This window comes from Bradyrhizobium sp. CCGUVB14 (assembly GCF_024199935.1).
GTDB lineage: Bacteria > Pseudomonadota > Alphaproteobacteria > Rhizobiales > Xanthobacteraceae > Bradyrhizobium.
Window position 1 is genome coordinate 3,943,020 of the sequence record NZ_JANADS010000001.1, and the last position, 21,934, is coordinate 3,964,953.

Consider the following 21,934-nt stretch of genomic DNA (forward strand, 5'->3'; position numbering starts at 1 on the left):
GCCGTGCCCACCGTCTGTCGCCGATGAGAGAGAAGTGGTGGGCACGCTTCGCTTGCCCATCCGGAAGCTGTTATTGCGTCGTGAACAGCACCGTCGCGATGGCGACGGAGAGGCTCACCGCTGAGACGGTCGCCACCGTCGACAGCACACCCATCTTCCGCAACGCGATCGCGAACACGATGATGATCGGCGTCGCGGTCATCAGCCCGAGTTGTGCTTCGCTCATCCTTGTTCGCTGCTCCGTGAAACGCTGAGGCGGTTCTTACCGCGCACCAGCGTCTTCCAGTTTGTCCTGCGACAAATTCCGAACTGGATCGGTGAGCTATGGCTGGCCGGTGTCCTGATCCGGAAGAGCAGATGTCGGCGGCGGAGTGCGAGCAACCGGGAACCGGTTGGGGGATTCTGGAAGATCTCCCCGGCGATCCCATGATCTGGGTGCTAATCTTCAGCGAGCTCGCCGCGTTCGGCCTGTTTCTCGGCGCGCTCGTGGTCACGCGTGCGATCCATCCGGCGGTGTTCGCTGAGGGGCAGGCGGCGCTCGATTCGAGCCTTGCCGGGCTCAATACGATCGTGCTGGTGACCAGCGGCTGGGCCGCGGCCCGGGCGACAAGATCCGCGCGGGCCGGTGAGAAGCGGGCATCGCGCCGCTGGCTCCTCATCGCCATGGCGCTCGGCGGCTGCTTCATCGCCATCAAGCTTGCCGAATATGCCGGGGAGATCGGTCGCGGCATTGGCCTGGAGACCAGCACCTTCTTCACGCTCTACTTCCTCCTGACGGGCTTTCACCTCCTGCACGTCGGCCTCGGCATCGTGATCCTTGCCGTGGTCTGTCGCCGCGCCGAGACGGTAGGCGTCGAGACCGGCGCCGCGTTCTGGCACATGGTCGATCTGGTCTGGATCGTCATGTTCCCGATTCTCTATCTGGTGCGATGACGATGCCGGATCGGCTTGACATCAGCTGGATCGTGTTGATCGGCCTCGCGCTCGCAACGCTCCTGCTGCCGCCGCTGTTGCCGCGCCCGCTGCTCGCCAACGCACTGGTCTTGATCCTTGCGCTCATCAAGGGCCGGCGGATCACGCTCGACTTTCTCGACCTGCGCGCCGCGCCGGTGCTCTGGCGCGGGCTCGTCAGCGCCTGGATCGTGACCCTCGTGCTGTTCGCCTGGCTCGCCTCGGCGATCGTCAGCTTGATCTGACGCGGTCAACGTTCGCGCTCATTGCGCCCCAACAAAGACCCGTCCCCACCGATCGGCAAGATACAGCATCACTGCTCTTTCACGACACGACTCACACGGAAAGGACTGGCAATGGCTGAACGCCTGACCAAGTCGGCGGCTCGAAACGTCTTCTACGGCGGCTCGGCCTTTTTCTTTGCAATCTTCTTGGGGCTGACCGCGCACAGCCACTACTACATGGTCACGACCTCGACCGACGCGCCCACCCTGACCGCATCGGTCGCGCGCGGCAAGCATGTCTGGGAGCGCAACTCCTGCATCAACTGCCACACGCTGCTGGGCGAGGGCGCCTATTTCGCGCCCGAAGTCGGCAATGTCTGGGATCGCTGGGGCGGCAAGGAAGATCCGGCCGGCGCGCGCGAGACGCTGAAGGCCTGGATGCAATCGCAGCCCTCGGGCGCGGAAGGGCGGCGGCAGATGCCGCAATTCAACCTGACCGACCAGGAGCTCAACGATCTCGCCGATTTCCTGCAATGGGTCAGCACGATCAAGCGCCAGGACTGGCCGCCGAACAAGGCCGGCTGAACCGGCCCGCATTCTTCTTTCAAGACAGAGAGAAATCGAGATGAAATATCAGACCCAGAAAGTCGCGATGCTGTATTTCTACGGCGCGCTGACGCTGTTTCTGGCCCAGGTCGTCTTCGGCCTGCTTGCCGGAACCATCTACGTCCTGCCCAACACGCTGTCGGTGCTGTTGCCGTTCAACATCGTCAGGATGATTCACACCAACGCACTGATCGTTTGGTCGCTGATTGGCTTCATGGGCGCGACCTACTACCTGCTGCCGGAGGAGACCGAGACCGAATTGTTCAGCCCGCTGCTGGCAAAGATCCAGTTCTGGATGTTCTTCTGCGCGGCGGCCGTGGCCGTGGTGGGTTATCTCTTCCACTACCATGAGGGCCGCGAATTCCTCGAACAGCCCTTCATCATCAAGGTCGGCATCGTCGTGGTCTGCCTGATGTTTCTGTTCAACGTGACCATGACGGCGCTCAAGGGCCGCAAGACCACGGTCACCAACATCCTGCTGTTCGGCCTGTGGGGCGTTGCGATCTTCTTCCTGTTCGCCTTCTACAACCCGGCCAATCTCGCGGTCGACAAGATGTACTGGTGGTACGTCGTCCATCTCTGGGTCGAGGGCGTCTGGGAGCTGATCATGGCCTCCGTGCTCGCCTTCCTGATGATCAAGCTCAACGGCATCGACCGCGAGGTCGTCGAGAAGTGGCTCTATGTCATCATCGGCCTTGCGCTGTTCTCCGGTATCCTCGGCACTGGCCATCACTTCTACTGGATCGGCGCACCCGGCTACTGGCAGTGGATCGGCTCGCTGTTCTCCACGCTCGAGGTCGCGCCGTTCTTCACCATGGTGATCTTCACGGTGCAGATGACCTGGAAGGCCGGCCGCAAGCATCCGAACCGCGCTGCGCTGTTGTGGTCGGTCGGCTGCTCCGTGATGGCATTCCTCGGGGCGGGCGTCTGGGGCTTCCTGCACACGCTGTCGTCGGTGAATTACTACACCCACGGCACGCAGGTCACCGCTGCGCACGGCCATCTCGCCTTCTTCGGCGCCTACGTCATGCTGAATCTGTCGGTGATGGCCTATGCAATCCCGCAGATCAAGGGACGCGCGCCCTACAATCAGTGGCTCTCCATGACCAGCTTCTGGATCATGTGCACGGCGATGATGGTGATGACGTTCGCGCTGACTTTTGCCGGCGTGATCCAGGTCCATCTCCAGCGCGTGCTCGGCCAGAGTTACATGGACGTGCAGGATCAGCTCGCCTTCTTCTACTGGGTGCGGCTCGGCTCCGGTGTGTTCGTCGCGATCTCTGCGCTGATGTTCGTCTGGGCGGTGCTGGTGCCCGGCCGCGAAAAGCCGGCGACCATCCCGGGCGCGTTGCAGCCGGCCGAATAAGCGAGAACGGCGGCCGCGACGATCGCGGCCGCCTGCCCAAGAGAATTTCCGGAGAAGGACCATGAAAGCAGCTCTTCACGCCGTGCCGGCCTCCGCGCCAGCGCTTCCGGCCTATGTCCCCAGCGGCAATGAATGCGTGCTGTTCGAGCATGCCTGGCGGCATCGCTTGCCGGTCCTGCTGAAAGGGCCGACCGGCTGCGGCAAGACGCGCTTCGTCGCACACATGGCGGCGCGGCTGGGATTGCCGCTCCACACCGTCGCCTGTCACGACGATCTCACCGCCGCCGATCTCACCGGCCGATTCCTGCTGAGGGGCGGCGACACCGTGTGGACCGACGGTCCGCTGACGCGCGCGGTGCGGGAAGGCGGCATCTGCTATCTCGACGAAGTCGTGGAGGCACGCAAGGATGTCACTGTGGTGCTGCATCCGCTCTCGGACGACCGCCGCATCCTGCCGCTGGAGCGGACCGGCGAGGAGCTTGCGGCGCCCGACAGCTTCATGCTCGTGGTCTCCTACAATCCCGGCTACCAGACGCTGCTGAAAGCGCTGAAGCCGTCGACGCGGCAGCGCTTCGTCGCGATCGAGTTCGGCTTCTTGCCCCCGGAACAGGAGGTTGCGGTGGTGGCGGCCGAGAGCGGTCTCGCGCCCGATTACGCGCGGCCACTGGTCGCGCTGGCCGGTCGGCTCCGCGCGCTGAAAGGGCATGATCTGGAGGAGGGCGTCTCGACCCGCCTCGTCGTCTATTGCGCCACCTTGATTGCCGCGGGAGCGTCGATCACCGAGGCCGTGCTCGCCGGCATGATCGAGCCGTTGACCGACGATCCCGACGTCAAGGCTGCGCTGCTCGACGTCGCGCGCGCCGTGATTTCCTGAGAGGGCTGTGATGCTCGATTTCCTCGAGCTTGAAGAAACCGTCGGCCGGGCCTGGCATCGTCTCGTCGGCGGCACCGCGAGTTACCCGGTTCATGCCGACCACGCCGTCTCGCTGGCTGATATCCGCCCGCGCATCGCCGTGATGTTCCGTGCGCTCGGTGGCGAGGCGGGCGTCCAGATCGCGAGCGCGCGTGCTCGCCGGACCGGACACCGGCTCGGATGGCGACAGCGCATCGGGCTTGGCGACGAGCGCCTTGAGCAGCCCGGGCGTGATCCCGCCACCATTTTCCTGCCTGACAGCATCGCAATCTTCGCCGACCGGGAATTGAACGCCGCGTTGTATCGGTGGCTCGCGGCCTGGTTCGCATTTGCACCTGTCGATACGATCGGCGAGGCCGATCCGCTGCGGCGCGATCTCCTGAATCTGCGGCGGGTCAGCGAGATCGCGGTACTGGTGCTGACCGAATGCCCGGGCCTTGCCGAAGATTACGCCCGGCTCGCTGCGGCTGTGGCGATGGCCCGGCCGCGCCGGCCGCTGCCGCGCATCGAGCAGGACATGGAGCAGATCGTGCTCACGCTGCTCGGCGCCGATATGCCACCCGCGGGCAAGCTGTGGCCAGCCATGATGGGAACGGGTCCGTTGCCGGACGAGGCCCCGCCGGGATATCACGCCATCTTGCCGTGCCCGCTGTGGGGCGATTGCTGGACGCGCGAGTTCGCACCGGCGGGAATGCAGGATGACGAGGTGGCCGGAAGCAGCGCGGCCACGTCGCCGGACGAGCGCAAGCGTTTCGCCGTCCGCGAACGCGACGATGGCGCCAATCGCCGGGATCCCTTTGTGCTCAACCGCTTCGAAAAGATCTTGGCGATGGCCGAGATGGTCAATGTCGATCGTCCTGCGGACGACAGTGATGACGAGGACGCGCAGAAGGCGGCCGATGATCTCGAGGAGATCATGCTTGGACATCGCAGCGGCAAGCCCGCGACCCGGCTGAGATTCGATCTCGACCTGCCGCCGGAAGCGCTGGATGCCTCGCGATTGAATGCGGAGGTGACCTATCCCGAATGGAATTATCGCAGCCGGTCCTATTTGCCCGATCATTGCCGCGTGCTCGCCGGCGTGGCGTCCGAGCGAGGTGAAATTTGGACGCCCGACGAGGGCATGCGCCGGCACATCCGCCAGGTTCGCCGCCGTTTCGAGATCTTGCGGCCGCGCCACGAATTGATGCGCGCGCAAGCCGATGGCCACGACCTCGATCTCGATGCGCTGGTGCGGGCGCGTTGCGATCTGCGCGCCGGCAGCGGCGCGCTTGATCGCGTTCATGTGGCGATGCGGCCGCAAGGACACGATCTCGCCGTGACCTTGCTGGTCGACGTCTCGCTCTCGACGGATGCGTGGGTTGACGGCCATCGCGTGCTCGACGTCGAGAAGGAGGCGCTGCTCGTGCTTGCCCACGGCCTTTCGGCCGGCGGCGATCACCACAGCATTTTGACCTTCACCTCGCGCCGGCGCGCCTGGGTACGGCTCGAGACGGTCAAGGCGTTCGGCGAGCCGATGAGCGGGGCGGTGGAGCGCCGCATCGGTGCGCTGAGGCCGGGCTATTACACCCGGATCGGCGCCGCGGTGCGCCACGCCTCGGCCGAGCTCGCGCGCCAGCCCCAGCGCAAGAAGCTTCTGCTCGTCCTGACCGACGGCAAGCCGAACGATGTCGATCACTATGAGGGGCGCTTTGCGGTCGAGGACACGAGAAAATCGGTGCAGGAGGCGCGGCGGCTTGGCATCGCCGTGTTCGGCGTGACGGTTGATGCCACCGCACAGTCCTATTTTCCGACGCTGTTCGGCCGCGGCGGCTACGCCATCGTCGGCAACATCAGCCGGCTGCCCGCCGCGCTGCCGGCGATCTATCGGCAGGTGGCCCATTGAACCAGCGCGACAAAGCCCGCGACGCCGTGTTTCCCTGTGAGCTATTGCCCAGCAGGTGGGTATATGATCGAATACCCGGATGGACCCGGGTCGGCCAGAACTGATCATCTTCGATTGCGACGGCGTGCTCGTCGATAGCGAGCTGCTCAGCTGTCGCTGTCTGTCCGAGGTGCTGGCGGAGTTCGGCTTTCAACTCAGTGTGCAGCAGGCTCTCGAACTCTTCCTCGGGCGCAGCACCAAGGCGATCGAGCAGCACTATCGCGATCTCGGGCAGGTTCTGCCTGACGACTTCCTTCCGCGCCTGAAGGCACGCGTGCTCGAGACCTTTGCGGGGGCGCTCCAGCCGATCCCCGGCATCGGTGCCGTGCTGTCCGGATTGAAGATGCCGCGCTGTGTCGCATCGTCGAGCGACCTCGACCGCGTCTCGCTGTCGCTCGATGTCACCGGCCTCGCGCCGCATTTCGGCGACCGGCTCTACACGGCGCAGATGGTCAGGCACGGCAAGCCGGCGCCGGATCTCTTTCTTCACGCTGCCGGGAAAATGCAGGCCAGCCCTTCGCGCTCGCTGGTGATCGAGGATAGCGTCAGTGGCGTGCAGGCCGCCAAGGCGGCCGGCATGATGGTCTGGGGATTTGTCGGCGGTGGCCATTATCGCGCACGCGATGGCCGGGCTATATTGTCCGCCGCCGGAGCCGATCGGGTCTTCGCGCGCATGAGCGATTTCTGGGAGGCGTGAGGCCGGCATGGCCGTCGAGAACGAAAAATCCAGGCTCGACGACGCCGCGCGTGCCGGCTGGCTCTATTTCATTGCCGGCCACACCCAGGACGAGATCGCAAAGATGCTGCAGGTGTCGCGCGCCTCGGCGCAGCGGCTGGTGTCGCTGTGCCTCGCCGAGCGGCTGATCACGTTCCGGCTCGAGCATCCGATCGCCGCCTGCATGGAATTGGCCGCGCGGCTGAAGGAGCGGTTTGACCTCAGCCATTGCGAGGTGGTGCCGGCCGACCCTGCGGCGCCGCAGGCGACCGCCGGCATTGCCGAGCGCTGCGCCAATCTGCTGGACGCAACGCTGCGTTCGGAAACGCCCGTCATCGTCGCGCTCGGCACGGGGCGGGCGGTGCGCGCCGCGGTCGAGCGCGTCACGCCGATCGACCGGCCCAACCACCAGATCGTCTCGCTGGTCGGCAACATCTCCGCCGACGGTTCGGCGAGCTTCTACGACACGGTCGGCCGGCTCGCCGACCGCACCGGCGCGCGGCATTACCCGATGCCGCTGCCATTCCTGATGTCGTCGGAGGACGAGCGCAACAAGATGGTCCGCATCGAGCCGATCGCGAAGGTCAAGGCGGTCGCGGCCAAGGCGGATCTCCGTCTCGTCGGCATCGGCCAGATGGACCAGAAGGCGCAGGTCCATGTCGACGGCTTCGTCACGCGTGATGAATTGTTTGAGATGATGCGGCAGGGCGCCATCGGCGAGATCACCGGATGGGCCTATGATTCCAAGGGCCGCCTGCTCAAGGCCGGCACCAACAAGCGCCTCACCAGCATTCCGCCGGAGGTTCCGGCGAAGACCACGACCATCGGCGCGGCGATCGGCGCGGCCAAGGTGCCGGCGATCGCGGCCGCGCTGAACGGGGGCCTGATCAATGGCCTGATCACCGACGAGGCGACGGCACGGGCGATCCTCGAGCGGTAGGGCGCTCGGCGGTCGTGGCCCCGCGTACCACTGTCATCGCCCGCCTTGCGCGCCATTGCGCGCCGGGGCGGGCGATCCAGTACGCCGCGGCCCATCTTGGGGCAAACCAACTGACGACCCGGAGTACTGGATGCCCCGCCTTCGCGGGGCATGACAGCGTAGGTGGACGTCATCCCTTCCCGCACCGCAGCACTCATAAGTTGCGGGAACGGCTGCGCGCCTGCTTGACAAGCGTCGCACCTCGTCCGAACATACGCCCAACGCGTGGGCATATGCTCAAAAGCGCGGGCTAGGGAGGTCACCGTGAAACATGTTTTGGGCGCCGTCTGCGGCGCGTCCGTACTGCTTGCCGTCCCCGCGATGGCCGAAACGACCCTGACGATCGCCACCGTCAACAACGGCGACATGATCCGCATGCAGGGGCTGACCAGCGAATTCACCAAGGCGAACCCGGACATCTCGGTGAAATGGGTGACGCTGGAGGAGAACGTGCTGCGCCAGCGCGTCACCACCGACATCGCCACAAAGGGCGGCCAGTTCGACGTCCTGACCATCGGCACTTACGAGGTGCCGATCTGGGCCAAGAAGGGCTGGCTGGTGCCGCTCGCCAATCTCGGCGCCGACTACGACGTCGCCGACCTCCTGCCGAAGATCAAGGACGCGGTCTCCGTCGACGGCAAGCTCTATGCCGCGCCGTTCTACGGCGAGAGCTCGATGATCATGTACCGCACTGATCTGTTCGAGAAGGCCGGCCTCAAGATGCCGGAGAAGCCGACCTGGGATTTCGTGATCGATGCCGCCAAGAAGCTGACCGACAAGAATGCCGGCACCTACGGCATCTGCCTGCGCGGCAAGGCCGGCTGGGGCGAGAACATGGCGTTCCTCTCGGCGATGGCCAATTCCTACGGCGCGCGCTGGTTCGACGAGAAGTGGGAGCCGCAGTTCAACACGCCGGAATGGAAGACGACGCTCACGACCTACGTCAATCTGATGAAGGATGCCGGCCCCCCGGGCGCGAGCTCCAACGGCTTCAACGAGAACCTTGCCCTGTTCAACGCCGGCAAGTGCGGCATGTGGATCGATGCGACGGTGGCGGCGTCCTTCGTGACCAATCCGAGTCAGTCCACGGTTGCCGACAAGGTCGGCTTCGCGCTCGCGCCCAACACGGGGCTCGGCAAGAACGCCAACTGGCTGTGGGCCTGGAACCTCGCGATCCCCGCCGGCTCGAAGAAGACTGAAGCCGCCGAGAAGTTCATCGCCTGGGCGACCAACAAGGACTATACCAAGCTCGTCGCCTCGAGGGAGGGCTGGTCCAACGTGCCGCCGGGCACGCGCACCTCGCTCTACCAGAACCCTGACTATGTGAAGGCCGCGCCTTTCGCCAAGATGACGCTGGCCTCGATCGACGCGGCTGATCCGAACAAGCCGACCGTGAAGCCGGTTCCTTACGTTGGCGTGCAATATGCCGCGATCCCCGAATTCCAGGGCATCGGCACGCAGGTGGGGCAGCAATTCTCTGCAGCGCTTGCCGGGTCGATGACGGTCGATGCGGCGCTTGCCGCCGCGCAATCCGCCACCGAGCGCGAGATGAAGCGCGCCGGCTACATCAAGTAAACCTGAGCTCTCCCTGAGCTCAAACTTGCGGCCATCCACTCGTTGCTCGATGGATGGCCGCCCTCTTCACCCCAAGCGGAGAGTCCGAGGATGGCAACCCGGCAGACGCAATTCCTTGCGCGGTCGCTCCTGACCCCGGCCGTCGGGCTCCTGTTCATCTGGATGATCGTCCCGCTCGCGCTGACGCTGTACTTCTCGACGCTGCATTACAGCCTGCTCGATCCCGGCTCGGAATCGTTCGTCGGACTTGAGAACTTCCGCTACTTCCTCACCGATCCCGCCTTCCTTGCTTCCCTTCAGAACACGCTGGTGCTGGTCGGTTCGGTGCTGGCTCTGACGATCCTGCTCGGCATTCCCCTGGCGCTGCTGATGGATCAGCCGGTGATCGGCCGCAATATCGTGCGACTGATGGTGATCGCGCCGTTCTTCGTGATGCCGACGGTGAGCGCGCTGGTCTGGAAGAACCTGCTGATGCACCCGGTGTCCGGCCTGTTCGCCTGGCTCGCAAAGCTGGTCGGGCTGACGCCGATCGACTGGTTCACGGACGCGCCGCTGTTCGCCGTGATCCTGATCGTGGCCTGGCAATGGCTGCCGTTCGCGACGCTGATCCTGCTGACTGCGCTACAATCGCTCGATGAGGAGCAGAAGGAAGCGGCCGAGATGGATGGCGCCAGCGCGATCTCGACCTTCATCTACATCACGCTGCCGCATCTGGCGCGCCCGATCACGGTGGTGATCCTGATCGAGACCATCTTCCTGCTCACGGTGTTCGCGGAAATCTTCGTCACCACCGGTGGCGGGCCGGGCCTGCAAACCACCAACATCGCCTTCCTGATCTATTCGCAGGCGCTGATCCAGTTCGACGTCGGCAGCGCCTCGGCGGGCGGCCTCGTGGCTGTGGTCATCGCCAATGTCGTCGCCTTCTTCCTTGTCCGCATCGTCGGCCGCAACCTGGAAGCCTGAAATCATGGCGCGCAAGTCAACGACGCAGAAGGTGGTGGTTTCGACGATCGGGGCGTGGTTCTTCGGCTTCCTGATCTTCTTCCCGATCCTGTGGATGGTGCTGGCGAGCTTCAAGACCGAGCTCGAGGCTTTTGCGATCCCGCCGTCTTTCCTGTTCTTCCACTGGACCACCGAGAACTACGCGACGGTGCAAGAACGCAGCGATTATTTCCTCCACGCGATGAATTCGATCATCATCGCCGGCGGCTCGACGCTGATTGCACTCCTCATCGCGATTCCCGCAGCCTGGTCGATGGCGTTCTCGCCGACCAAGCGCACCAAGGACATCCTGCTCTGGATGCTCTCGACCAAGATGATGCCGCCGGTCGGCGTGCTGGTGCCGATCTACCTGATCTACAAAAGTTTTGGTTTGCTCGATACCCGCATCGGCCTCGTCTTCATTCTCTGCCTCGGAAATCTGCCGATCGTGATCTGGATGCTCTTCACGTACTTCAAGGAGATCCCGCGCGACATCCTGGAGGCCGCGCGCATGGACGGCGCCACCATCGGCCGCGAGCTCGTCTATGTCCTGACGCCGATGGCGATTCCGGGCTTGGCGTCGACCATGCTGCTCAATCTGATCCTGGCCTGGAACGAGGCGTTCTGGACGCTCAATCTGTCGACCTCGAACGCAGCGCCGCTCACCACGTTCATTGCGTCCTATTCCAGTCCGGAAGGACTGTTCTGGGCAAAGCTGTCGGCGGCCTCGACGCTGGCGATCGCGCCCATTCTCGTCCTCGGTTGGTTCAGCCAGAAGCAGCTCGTGCGCGGGCTCACTTTCGGCGCGGTGAAGTAAAGGGGCTGCCGGATCATGGGTCAGATTACACTTCAGGGCGTGCAGAAATCGTTCGGCCCGGTGCACATCATCAAGGGCGCGGATCTCGACATCGCCGACGGCTCCTTCGTGGTGTTCGTCGGTCCCTCCGGCTGCGGCAAGACCACGCTGCTGCGGTTGATCGCCGGCCTTGAGGACGTCACCGGCGGCGCCATTCTGATCGACGGCAAGAATGTCGTCGACACGCCACCCGCCAAGCGCGGCCTGTCGATGGTGTTCCAATCCTACGCGCTCTATCCGCATATGAGCGTACGCGGCAACATCGGCTTCGGCCTGAAGATGGCGGGATTGCCCAAGGACGAGATCAACCGCAAGGTCGAGGCGGCCGCCGCGACGCTGAACCTCACGCCTTATCTCGACCGCAAGCCCCGCGAGCTCTCCGGCGGCCAGCGTCAGCGCGTCGCGATCGGCCGCGCCATCGTCCGCGAGCCCAAGGGGTTCCTGTTCGACGAGCCGCTGTCCAATCTCGACGCCGCCTTGCGCGTGCAGATGCGCATCGAAGTGACGCGGCTGCAGAAGCAGCTCGGCACCACCGCGATCTATGTCACCCATGATCAGGTCGAGGCCATGACCATGGCCGACAAGATCGTCGTGCTCAACGCCGGCAAGATCGAGCAATATGGGTCGCCGCTGGAACTCTACGAGCGGCCCGCCAATCTCTTCGTCGCCGGGTTCATCGGTTCACCCAAGATGAATTTCGTCACCGGCGACAGCGCCGCACAACAGGGCGCCGCCACGATCGGCGTGCGTCCGGAGCATCTCAAGATCGAACGTGAGGGTGGTGGCGGCTGGCAGGGCACGATTTCGGTCGCGGAGCATCTCGGCAGCGACACCTTTCTCTATGTCGATGCCGGGCCGCTCGGAATGCTGACGGCACGCTACATCGGCGAATTGAGCCTGCACGCCGGCGACCGGGTGTCGCTGGTGCCGGACCCCGCGCGCATTCACCGCTTCGACGCAAGCGGCAACGCGCTTCGGAACTAACAAGAAACGGGAATACGACCATGTACCTGGAAAAATTCAAGCTGAGCGGCAAGACCGCGTTCATCACCGGCGGCGGGCAGGGCATTGGTCTTGCCTGCGCGGAGGCGCTGGCCGAGGCCGGCGCCAAGGTCATCATTGGTGACCGCGACAGCAAGGTCGCCGGTGACGCCAAGGCCAGCCTGAAGGCAAAGGGCTTTGACATCGAGACTGCGATCATGGACGTCACCGACACCAAGCGCGTGGCGGAGGTCGCCAATGATCTCGTGGCCCGCCACGGCAAGGTCGACATCCTCGTCAACAATGCCGGCATTGCACGCAGCGAAACTCCGGCCGAGACCGTCACCGACGAGCACTGGCTCAACGTCATCGACGTCAATCTCAACGGCACCTTCTGGTGCTGCCGCGAGTTCGGCAAGCACATGCTCAAGGCCAAGAGCGGCGCCATCGTCAATGTCGGCTCGATGTCCGGCTTCATCGTCAACAAGCCGCAGGAACAGTGCTTCTACAACGCCTCCAAGGCCGGCGTGCACCATCTGACCAAGTCGCTGGCCGCGGAATGGGGCGCGCGCGGCATCCGCGTCAATGCGGTGGCCCCGACCTATATCGATACGCCGCTCAACGCCTTCGTGAAGAGCACCCCGAGAATGTACGACGCCTGGATCGGTGGAACCCCGATGGCCCGGATGGGGCAGGTCGAGGAGATCGCCTCGGTCGTCCTGTTCCTGGCATCCGAGGCCGCGAGCCTGATGACCGGCAGCATCGTGCTGGTGGATGGCGGCTATACTTGCTGGTAGGCTTGCGTCAAAATTTGACGAGAGCTTCCGGGAGCGACAATGCCGCGAGCCTACATTGGCGTCGACGTGGGGACCACGAGCACGCGAGCAGGGGTGTTTGACGAGGCGGGCGCGTTGCTTGCGACCGCCAAGCATCCGATCCGGATCTGGCACGAGGCCGGCGACATCGTCGAGCAGTCGTCCCAGGACATCTGGGAGGCCTGTGTCAAATCGGTGCGGGCGGCGATGGCGGAGGCGGCCATCGCGCCCGACAGCGTCGGCGGCATTGGTTTCGACGCCACCTGTTCGCTGGTCGTGCTCGACCGCCAGGGCGAGCCGGTAACGGTCAGCGCCTCCGGCGACAAGCAGCGCAACGTCATTGTCTGGATGGATCATCGCGCCATCGCCGAGGCGCGCCTGATAAACGAGACCGCCGACGACGTGCTGCGCTATGTCGGCGGCTCGATCTCGCCCGAGATGGAGATGCCAAAACTGTTGTGGCTGAAGCGGCATCTGCGTGCGAGTTTTGACGCTGCCGGGCATTTCTTCGATCTGGCGGACTATCTGACCTGGCGGGCGACCGGATCGTTGCAGCGCTCGACCTGCACCGTCACCTGCAAATGGAACTACCTCGCGCATGACGGTGGCGGCTGGAGCGCGCCGTTCATCCAGCGCATCGGCCTGTCTGATTTCGTTAGCGAGAAATACGCCCGCATCGGCACCGAGATCGTCGCCCCTGGCACGCGGCTGGGTACCGGTCTGACGCGTGCGGCCGCCGCCGATCTCGGCCTGTCGCCGGGCACGCCGGTCGGCGCCTCCTTGATCGACGCCCATGCCGGCGGCATCGGCGCGATCGGCGGCCGTGACGGATCGGGCGGAACGACGGATGTCACCGATCGCCTGGCCTACATCATGGGTACGTCGGCCTGCATCATGGCGACGACGAAAGAGCCGTGTTTCGTGCCCGGCGTCTGGGGTCCCTACTACTCCGGCATGGTGCCGGACTTCTGGCTCAATGAAGGCGGCCAGTCAGCCGCGGGCGCGGCGATCGATCATCTCCTCAAATCGCATCCCGGCCACGCCGAGGCGAGCGCGGCGGCGCGCAGCGAGGGCGTTGACCTGATCGAGTTCCTCGAGCGCCGCATCATCGCCCGCGCGGGCGATGCCAGCCGGGCCGCGCTGCTTGCCCGCGACGTTCACGTGCTTCCCGAATTCATTGGCAACCGTTCGCCTTATGCCGACCCTGATACGCGCGCCGTGATCGCGGGCCTCGATCTCGACACCGATGTCGGTTCGATGGAGCGGCTGTTCATCGCGGGCCTGTGCGGGCTGGCCTATGGCCTCGCCGAAGTGATCGAGGCCTTTGCCGCGCACGGCGTCCATGCCGGCATCATGATCATGGGGGGCGGCGCCAGCCGAAGTCCGCTGGTGCGGCAGATCATGGCGGATACGACCGGCCTTACCGTTGCGCTGCCGCAGACCAAGGAGCCGGTGTTGCTGGGCGCTGCGATGCTGGGGGCGGTCGCCGGTGGGGCCTATGCCTCGATCGGCGAGACCATGGCCAAAATGTCGGCGCTCGGACGCAAGAGCGAGCCGACCGCGCCGGACATGGCCGTGTTTCACAAACGCAAGCGGGAGGTCTACAAACTGCTGCGCGAGGTCGATCGCGGCAGCCGGGCCGCGATGGCTGACCTCGCCAAGGGTTGAAACGGATGCTGATTTCCTGCGGCGATGCACTGATCGATTTCGTGCCGACGAAAACCCCCGACGGCCGCGAAGCGGTGATGCCGGCGGTCGGCGGCTCCTGCCTCAACGTCGCGATCGGCATCGCGCGGCTCGGCGCACCGACTGGTTTTGTCGGCGGCATCTCGACCGATCTGTTCGGGCGCATGATCGCGGATCATGCCGCAGCCTCGAATGTCGAGCTCGGTCTCGCCACCCGCAGCGATCACCAGACCACGCTTGCCTTCGTCCGCATCGTCGCCGGCGAGTCGCATTACGCTTTCTATGACGCCGAGACCGCGACGCGGAGTTGGACGTTTCGGCGCGGGAGCATTCCCTTCAATACGATCGAAGCCCTCCATGTCGGTTCGACCACCCTGGTCAACGACCAGGGGGCTGCCGAGACCAAGGCGTTGATCGCGGACGCACGCGCTTCGTCGACGATCTCTTTCGATCCGAACTGCCGGCCCAATCTGGTCAAGGACAAGCCGGCTTATCTCGCCCGCATGACGGAGTTCGCCGCCAGCGCCGATCTCATGAAGATGTCGGATGTCGACTTCGCCTATCTCTTCGGCGAGGAGCCTTATCAGCAACGCGCAGCCGCGCTGCTGGCGCAGGGCACCAGCCTCGTCGTCATCACCCGCGGCAACAATGGCGCCGTCGCCTGGCATGCGAAGGCAGGTCAGATCGAGGTCGAGGCACCCAAGGTCGAGGTCGCCGACACCATTGGCGCCGGCGACAGCTTTCAGGCCGCGTTGTTGTTCGCCCTGCACAAGCAAGGGCGCCTCGTCCGGCAACGATTGAAGGACATCGGCGCAGACGAGCTGCGTCGCGCGCTGTCCTTTGCTGCCAACTGCGCCGGCCTGACCTGCACGCGCCCGGGTGCCGATCCGCCCTGGAGCCGCGAGATCAGCTGGAGCTGGTAGTTTGCCTCACAGCTTTGCGACGATTTTCTCGGCGCACTTCAGAAATTTTGGGATCAGCGGGCTCTGCGAATCCCGCCGCCAGCACACCGCGATGTCGATGGAATCGGCAGCGTCGCGCAGCGGCCGGAACACGATGCCCCGTGGCGCGCCGAGCCTGGCGCAGGCGGGCAGGATCGCAAAACCTTCGCCGGCGAGGACGAGGCTCATCGCCGAATTCACCGTCTCCACCCGGCTTGCGATCGGCATCACGACCTGGTGCCGCCGCAGCAGGGCTGCGACCGCGGAAGAGGCGGGGTCCCGCTCCGGCGGCGGCAGCGCCACCAGGGGACGGCCCTGCAACCGTGCCATCGGCACGGCGCCGAGACGCGCGAGCGGCGAGCGGTTCGGCATTGCCAGCATGAAGCGCTGCGTCCCGATCTGCGCCACCTGGATTTCAGGGTGGTGGATCGCCGGCATGCACAGTGCCACCGTGACGCTACGGTCGAGCAAACGTGCCTCGCGCGTCGACGCACTGAGGTCGACGAAATCGAGATCGACGCCGGGAATGGATCGCCGCAGCTCGGGGATCAGCCGCGGTAGCACGGCGTTCGCCAGCACGAACATGTAGCCGACCGAGATTCGCCCGCGGCGACCGGCTGCGACCGCACGTGCGGCCTCGATGCCGTCGGCCGCAAGCGCCAGCGCCTCGCCGACGCGTGCGAGTAGGGCCTGGCCTGCGTCCGTCAGATCCATACCGCGCGTCCCGCGGTGGAACAGCGGCGCGCCGACCTCGGCCTCGAGCTTGCGGATCTGGACCGAGAGCGGCGGTTGCGCCATCCTCAGCCGCTCTGCAGCGTTGCCGACGCTGCGCGTCTCGGCCACGGCGACGAAATAGCGGAGACGGCGTAGATCCATAGGCATACCGAAAACGTATGGGTTGATCACCAAAATCGTATTGGACGCCGAGTTAACAAAACTGTCATTCTCATTGTCAATGCATTGGGCCAACGAGGGTCCGCTTCGGAGCATGATCTGACGATGAACGGCGATCCCTGTCTGCTGTCCGCGACCGAGTTGCGTGATCTGATTGCGAGCAAGCAGATCTCCCCCGTCGAGATCGTCGGCGCCGTGCTCGCGCGCGCCGAGACGCTCCAGCCTGAATTGAACTGCTTCATCACGCTTTGTGGCGACGAGGCGATGGCAGCGGCCCGCGAAGCCGAACGGAAGGTGATGACGGGCGAACCGCTCGGCCTGCTGCATGGGCTGCCCGTCACCGTCAAGGACATCGTCAACACCCGCGGCGTGAAGACGACTTTTGGTGCCGTTCCCTACAAGGACAACATCCCCACCGAGGATGCCGTCGCGGTCGCAAAGCTGCGCAGCGAGGGCGCGATCCTGATCGGCAAGACCACGACGCCGGAGTTCGGCAGCAAGTGCCTGACCGATTCACCGCTGTTCGGCCGCACCCGCAATGCGTGGAGTGCGGAGCGTTCGTCCGGCGGCTCCAGCGGTGGTGCTGCCGTTGCGGTGGCGAGCGGCATCGCGCCGCTGGCGATCGCCACCGATGGCGGCGGCTCGACGCGGATTCCCGCAGCCTGCAACGGTGTGGTGGGCTTGAAGCAGAGCAACGGCGTGATCGCGCACAGCCAGGCGCTCGATGCATTCGGCAACCAAACCTATGTCACGCCGACCACGCGCACCGTGGCCGACACCGCATTGATGATGCAGGCGATGGCGGGCGAGGATGACTGTGATCCCTGGTCGATCGGCATGCCCGTGCCTGACTTTATCGGCACTGCCGCGCCACGCGGCGACCTGCGTGGCCAGAAGATCCTGTTCTGCGCGTCGCCGCCCGGACGACCGGTGTCGGCGGATGTTGCCACGGCGTTCAAGGCGAGCCTGGACCGGCTCGCGAGCCTGGGTGCCGAACTCGAGGAATTCTCCGGCGAAGGGTACGACGTCGAGCCGATCTGGCGGGCCATCAACCACACCGTCTGGCGTTCGCGGTTTTCGAAGCTGGTAGCAGAGCATGGCGACGTCCTCAGCGAGGCGTTCGTCAAGCAGATTGCGCTTGCGACCAATGTCAGCGGCGTTGACTATCAGGAGGCGATGTTCGCGCGAACGGCGTTGTTTCGTCGCGTGCAATCCCTGCTTGCGCGCGGGCACCTTCTGGCGATGCCAACCATCACCCGCACGGCGCTGCCGATCGACCAGGATTTGTTCGGCACCATCGAGATCGATGGGACGCAGTTTGACAGCGTCCGGCCGCACTGGTTCCCCTGGACCATGCCGTTCAACATGACCGGCCACCCTGCGATCAGTCTGCCCTGCGGCTTTGGTCGCGACGGCCTGCCGATCGGGCTCCAACTCGTCGGCCGCTTCCGGGCCGATGCGGAATTGCTGCGCGTCAGCGCGCTGTTCGAGGCCTCGGCCGACCTGCTCGGCCGCCGGCCGGGCTGAGATGGGGCGCATGCGGCAAAACTCTTGCATCGGGCGTCCGGACATGTTGATCGTGCCGCCGATGAGCCCTGACCCCGACCGCGCATGAGCGTATTTGTCCTCCGACGTGTCCTGACTTTGCTGGCGACGCTGGTCGGCGCATCCGTGATCATTTTCCTGGTGCTGGACGCGCTGCCGGGCAATGCCGCGCAGATGCTGATGGGTGCCGACGCCTCGGCCGACGCGGTGCGCGCGCTCACCGTCAAGCTCGGGCTCGATCAGCCGCTGGCGGTTCGCTACCTGCAATGGATCAAGGGGCTGCTCGTCGGCGATCTCGGCAATTCCTATGTCTACGGCACGCCGGTCGGCAGCCTGATCGCGGAGCGGCTGGTGCTGACCATTCCGCTCGCGATCATGTCGATGCTCATCACGGTGGTGCTGGCGCTCTCGGCCGGCATCTACACCGCGGCCAACCACAACAAGCTCGGCGACGTCGGCGTGATGTCGCTGACCCAGATCGGAATCGCGCTGCCGAACTTCTGGTTTGCGATTCTCTTGGTCCTCCTGTTCGCCGTGCGGCTGCAATGGCTCTCGGCAGGCGGCTTCGCCGGTTGGGATGACGGTATCTGGCCCGGCGTCAAATCGTTGCTGCTGCCGTCGATCTCGCTTGCCGTGGTGCAGGCCGCGATCCTCGCCCGCGTCACCCGCTCGGCCGTACTCGAAGTGCTGCGCGAAGATTTCGTTCGCACCGCGCGCGCCAAAGGGCTCGGCAAGCGCGAGGTGCTGTGGAGCCACGTGCTGCGCAATGCGATGATCCCCGTGATGACGGTGATGGGCCTGCAATTCGCCAACCTGCTCGCCGGCACCATCGTCATCGAGAACGTGTTCTATCTGCCGGGCCTCGGCCGCCTGATCTTCCAGTCGATCGCCAACCGAGACCTCATCGTGGTGCGCAATTGCGTGATGCTGCTGGCTGCCATGGTCGTCATCGTCAATTTCGTGGTCGACGTGCTTTATGCCTTCATCGATCCCCGCATCAAGGTACACGACCTGTGAGCGCGCCCCTGACGAGTTCGGTTGATGCGCCGGTCGCAACGCGTCCCCTGCCGGCCAAGACGTTCTGGGGCCGCGCGCTGCGCCATCGCAGTTTTGTGCTGGGCGGCGTGCTCAGCCTGCTGGTGGTCGCGTCGGCCGCGCTCTCGCTGGTGTGGACGCCGTGGTCGCCCTACGAGATCGACATTGCCTCGAAACTCCGGCCGCCCTCGGCCGCGCACTGGCTCGGCACCGACTCCTTCGGCCGGGATATCGTCTCGCTGTTGCTCGCCGGCGCCCGCTCGACCATCCTGGTCGGCATCATCGCGGTCAGCATCGGTCTCACCTTCGGCGTCTGCCTCGGCCTGATCGCGTCGGCCAAGCGCGGTTGGACCGAAGAGATCATCATGCGCTTCTCCGACTTCACCTTCGCCTTTCCGGCCGTGCTCTCCGCGATCATGCTCGCCGCGGTCGCGGGGCCGGGCATGCTGACCTCGATCATCGCGATCGGCATCTTCCAGATCCCGACCTTGACCCGGCTGACGCGCGGTTCGGCCAATGCGATCTGGGCGCGTGAATTCGTGCTGGCGGCGCGTGCCTCGGGGAAGGGCGCTTTCCGCATCACCATCGAGCATGTGCTGCCGAACATCCTGTCGATCCTGATCGTGCAGGCGACCATCCAGTTCGCGCTCGCCATTCTCGCCGAGGCTGCGCTGTCCTATCTCGGCCTCGGCACGCAGCCGCCGCAGCCGTCCTGGGGTCGCATGCTGAACGATGCGCAGACCATGCTGTTCCAGTCGCCGATGCTCGCGGTCTATCCCGGCGCGGCGATCGCGATCGCGGTGCTCGGCCTCAACCTGCTCGGTGACGGCTTGCGCGATCTGCTCGATCCCAGACTGGCGCGGGAGCGGTAACGATGGCTGATCCCGCAACCATGCCGCTGATCGAGGTCGACAATCTCGGCGTCCGCCTCAACACCAGCCGCGGCCCGGCGCAGGCCGTGCGCGGCGTCAGTTTTGCGCTGAAGCGCGGCGAGACGCTCGGGCTCGTCGGCGAATCCGGCTGCGGCAAGTCGGTCACGGCGCTGTCGCTGATGGGATTGCTGCCGGACAGCGCTGATATCACCGGCAGCATCAAGCTGGATGGACGCGAGCTCGCGCGGCTCCCGGATGCGGACTATTGCGGCTTGCGTGGCAACCGCATCAGCATGATCTTCCAGGAGCCGATGACGGCGCTCAACCCGATGCACACGATCGGCCATCAGGTCGCCGAGCCGCTGCGGCGTCACAAGAAATATTCCGCCGCGCAGGCGCGCAGGGAGGCGATCGCGTTGCTTGACCGCGTCGGGCTGCCTGATCCCGCCAAGCGCATCGATGCCTATCCGCACCAGTTCTCGGGCGGCCAGCGCCAGCGCGTCACGATTGCGATGGCGCTCGCCTGCGAGCCGGATCTCCTGATCGCGGACGAGCCGACCACGGCGCTCGACGTCACCATCCAGGGCCAGATCCTCGATCTCATCGCCGACCTCGTCGAAGAGCGCGGCATGTCGATGATCCTGATCTCGCATGATCTCGGCGTCATCGCCGAGAACGTGCAGCGCATGATGGTGATGTATGGCGGCACGGTCGTCGAGAGCGGGCCGACCGACGAGGTGTTCCGCCGCATGGGCCATCCCTATACGCAGGGCCTGTTCCGCGCGCGTCCGCGGCTCGGCGCGCGCAAGGGGACACGACTGACGACGATCTCGGGCACGGTGCCGGAGCTCGCCGATCTGCCGGTTGGTTGTGCCTTCGGTGAACGCTGTCCGCTGGTCGAGGACAAATGCCGCGCGACGCTGCCGCCGATGGTCGAGGTCGGCCCCGCGCATGTCGTGCGCTGTGTCCGCACCGATGTCTCGATGGCCGCGAATGTCGGGGCACTGTCCGCATGACCGCAGCTCCGCTTCTCGACGTCAAAGATCTCGAGCAGCGTTACACGCTGCCGCGCGAAAGCCTGTTCCGTCCACCGGGACAGGTGCGGGCGCTCAATGGCGTCAGCGTGCAGGTCCAGGCCGGCAAGAGCCTCGGCATCGTCGGCGAGTCCGGCTCCGGCAAATCCACCTTTGCGCGCGTCGTGATGGCGCTGGAGCGGCCGGCCGCGGGACAGGTCACGCTGCTCGGCCGCGATCTCAACCGCATCTCTCCCGATGAATTGCGCCGCGCGCGGCGCGATTTCCAGATGGTATTTCAGGATCCTTATGGATCACTCGATCCGCGCCAGACCATTGCGCGCATCGTCGCGGAGCCGCTCACCGTGCTCGATGATGCGGACCGGACGACGTTCCGTGCCCGCGTCGCTGCAGTGCTGAAGCAGGTCGGCTTGCGCGATGCGGACATGGACAAATATCCGCACGAGTTTTCGGGCGGACAGCGCCAGCGCATCGCGATTGCGCGTGCGCTGATCACTCAGCCGAAGCTGATCGTCGCGGACGAGCCCGTCTCCGCGCTCGATGTCTCCGTGCAGGCCCAGGTGCTGAACCTGATGCAGGACCTGCAGGAGCAGTTCGGGCTGAGCTACATCCTGATCAGCCACGACCTCGCTGTCGTGGACTATCTCTGCGACGAGGTCGCGGTGATGTATCTCGGCCGGGTGGTCGAGCAGGGGCGCCCCGAAGATCTGTTCGAGCGTTGCGCCCATCCCTACACGCGGGCGCTGCTGGACGCCGTGCCGCGGGCGCGTGCCGGCGGCGGCCGGCACCGGCGCGGGGCCCAGGCGATCGCCTCGCAATCGGCGGCTGCGACCGGATGCCCCTATGTGGCGCGCTGTCCGCTCGCCGACCAGCATTGCCGCGAGGTTCCGCCCTTGCTACGCAGGGTGGGCGAGGGACATCTCGCCGCCTGCCACAAGGCGGAGGCCGTGATGGCATTGCCGCAGGCGGGTATGGAAGGCTAATGTCGCCCGCAGGATTGGCGTAGCCTCAGGAATACAGAAGAAGGCCGGGGAGTTAGGC

General features: G+C 65.2%; 22 protein-coding genes. 20 read left to right on the plus strand and 2 right to left on the minus strand.

What is annotated here, in order from left to right:
- Window positions 1-70 precede the first annotated feature (70 nt).
- Window positions 71-226 carry a hypothetical protein gene (locus NLM32_RS18205; RefSeq protein ID WP_177195871.1) on the minus strand — a complete coding sequence of 52 codons (156 nt, stop codon included), beginning with the start codon at window positions 224-226 and terminating at the stop codon, window positions 71-73.
- A 131-nt stretch (window positions 227-357) separates the two neighbouring features.
- Here NLM32_RS18205 and NLM32_RS18210 point away from each other — a divergent pair, with 131 nt between their 5' ends.
- From NLM32_RS18210 to NLM32_RS18280, 15 genes are all read left to right on the plus strand, one after another.
- Window positions 358-933 carry a cytochrome c oxidase subunit 3 family protein gene (locus NLM32_RS18210; RefSeq protein ID WP_254130294.1) on the plus strand — a complete coding sequence of 192 codons (576 nt, stop codon included), beginning with the start codon at window positions 358-360 and terminating at the stop codon, window positions 931-933.
- A 2-nt stretch (window positions 934-935) separates the two neighbouring features.
- On the plus strand, window positions 936-1,196 hold the full coding sequence (locus NLM32_RS18215; RefSeq protein ID WP_254130295.1) for a cytochrome C oxidase subunit IV family protein: 261 nt from the start codon (window positions 936-938) through the stop codon (window positions 1,194-1,196).
- 111 nt (window positions 1,197-1,307) lie between these two features.
- A complete protein-coding gene (locus tag NLM32_RS18220; RefSeq protein ID WP_254130296.1) occupies window positions 1,308-1,760 on the plus strand; it encodes a cytochrome c in 453 nt (150 codons plus the stop codon).
- A gap of 40 nt (window positions 1,761-1,800) precedes the next feature.
- The gene (locus NLM32_RS18225; protein ID WP_254130297.1) at window positions 1,801-3,147 is read left to right on the plus strand and encodes a cbb3-type cytochrome c oxidase subunit I; all 1,347 of its coding nucleotides are present in this window, start codon (window positions 1,801-1,803) and stop codon (window positions 3,145-3,147) included.
- A 61-nt stretch (window positions 3,148-3,208) separates the two neighbouring features.
- A complete protein-coding gene (locus NLM32_RS18230; protein WP_254130298.1) occupies window positions 3,209-4,021 on the plus strand; it encodes a CbbQ/NirQ/NorQ/GpvN family protein in 813 nt (270 codons plus the stop codon).
- A 10-nt stretch (window positions 4,022-4,031) separates the two neighbouring features.
- Window positions 4,032-5,945, plus strand: a complete 1,914-nt coding sequence (locus NLM32_RS18235; protein ID WP_254130299.1) for a nitric oxide reductase activation protein NorD — start codon at window positions 4,032-4,034, stop codon at window positions 5,943-5,945.
- Window positions 5,946-6,024: 79 nt separating this feature from the next.
- Window positions 6,025-6,681, plus strand: a complete 657-nt coding sequence (locus tag NLM32_RS18240) for an HAD family hydrolase (protein ID WP_254130300.1) — start codon at window positions 6,025-6,027, stop codon at window positions 6,679-6,681.
- Window positions 6,682-6,688: 7 nt separating this feature from the next.
- Window positions 6,689-7,639 (plus strand): sugar-binding transcriptional regulator, encoded by a 951-nt coding sequence (locus NLM32_RS18245; RefSeq protein ID WP_254130301.1) that lies wholly within the window; start codon window positions 6,689-6,691, stop codon window positions 7,637-7,639.
- A gap of 303 nt (window positions 7,640-7,942) precedes the next feature.
- Complete coding sequence (locus NLM32_RS18250; RefSeq protein WP_254130302.1) at window positions 7,943-9,253, plus strand: sugar ABC transporter substrate-binding protein; 1,311 nt, start codon at window positions 7,943-7,945, stop codon at window positions 9,251-9,253.
- Window positions 9,254-9,343: 90 nt separating this feature from the next.
- A complete protein-coding gene (locus NLM32_RS18255; protein WP_254130303.1) occupies window positions 9,344-10,216 on the plus strand; it encodes a carbohydrate ABC transporter permease in 873 nt (290 codons plus the stop codon).
- Window positions 10,217-10,220: 4 nt separating this feature from the next.
- Entirely contained in the window at window positions 10,221-11,051 is an 831-nt protein-coding gene (locus tag NLM32_RS18260) for a carbohydrate ABC transporter permease (protein WP_254130304.1), read from the plus strand.
- A gap of 15 nt (window positions 11,052-11,066) precedes the next feature.
- Window positions 11,067-12,074, plus strand: a complete 1,008-nt coding sequence (locus NLM32_RS18265; protein ID WP_254130305.1) for an ABC transporter ATP-binding protein — start codon at window positions 11,067-11,069, stop codon at window positions 12,072-12,074.
- Window positions 12,075-12,094: 20 nt separating this feature from the next.
- Complete coding sequence (locus NLM32_RS18270) at window positions 12,095-12,868, plus strand: SDR family NAD(P)-dependent oxidoreductase (protein ID WP_254130306.1); 774 nt, start codon at window positions 12,095-12,097, stop codon at window positions 12,866-12,868.
- 39 nt (window positions 12,869-12,907) lie between these two features.
- Entirely contained in the window at window positions 12,908-14,554 is a 1,647-nt protein-coding gene (locus tag NLM32_RS18275; protein WP_254130307.1) for an FGGY-family carbohydrate kinase, read from the plus strand.
- A gap of 5 nt (window positions 14,555-14,559) precedes the next feature.
- Window positions 14,560-15,495, plus strand: a complete 936-nt coding sequence (locus tag NLM32_RS18280) for a carbohydrate kinase (RefSeq protein WP_254130308.1) — start codon at window positions 14,560-14,562, stop codon at window positions 15,493-15,495.
- A 6-nt stretch (window positions 15,496-15,501) separates the two neighbouring features.
- Here the strand turns inward: NLM32_RS18280 and NLM32_RS18285 are convergent, their stop codons facing one another.
- Window positions 15,502-16,389 carry a LysR family transcriptional regulator gene (locus NLM32_RS18285; protein ID WP_254130309.1) on the minus strand — a complete coding sequence of 296 codons (888 nt, stop codon included), beginning with the start codon at window positions 16,387-16,389 and terminating at the stop codon, window positions 15,502-15,504.
- 123 nt (window positions 16,390-16,512) lie between these two features.
- Between NLM32_RS18285 and NLM32_RS18290 the strand changes: the two genes are divergently transcribed.
- From NLM32_RS18290 to NLM32_RS18310, 5 genes are all read left to right on the plus strand, one after another.
- Window positions 16,513-17,934, plus strand: coding sequence for an amidase (locus tag NLM32_RS18290; protein ID WP_254130310.1), 1,422 nt, complete (start codon window positions 16,513-16,515; stop codon window positions 17,932-17,934).
- An 84-nt stretch (window positions 17,935-18,018) separates the two neighbouring features.
- Window positions 18,019-18,969 carry an ABC transporter permease gene (locus tag NLM32_RS18295; RefSeq protein ID WP_254130311.1) on the plus strand — a complete coding sequence of 317 codons (951 nt, stop codon included), beginning with the start codon at window positions 18,019-18,021 and terminating at the stop codon, window positions 18,967-18,969.
- Window positions 18,966-19,859: an ABC transporter permease gene (locus NLM32_RS18300; protein ID WP_254130312.1), complete on the plus strand. Its 894-nt coding sequence runs from the start codon at window positions 18,966-18,968 to the stop codon at window positions 19,857-19,859. Before NLM32_RS18295 ends, NLM32_RS18300 begins: the two co-directional genes overlap by 4 nt.
- Before the next feature lie 2 nt (window positions 19,860-19,861).
- Window positions 19,862-20,875 (plus strand): ABC transporter ATP-binding protein, encoded by a 1,014-nt coding sequence (locus NLM32_RS18305; protein ID WP_254130313.1) that lies wholly within the window; start codon window positions 19,862-19,864, stop codon window positions 20,873-20,875.
- Complete coding sequence (locus NLM32_RS18310; RefSeq protein ID WP_254130314.1) at window positions 20,872-21,876, plus strand: ABC transporter ATP-binding protein; 1,005 nt, start codon at window positions 20,872-20,874, stop codon at window positions 21,874-21,876. The genes NLM32_RS18305 and NLM32_RS18310 overlap by 4 nt, the downstream gene beginning before the upstream one ends.
- Window positions 21,877-21,934: the final 58 nt, after the last annotated feature.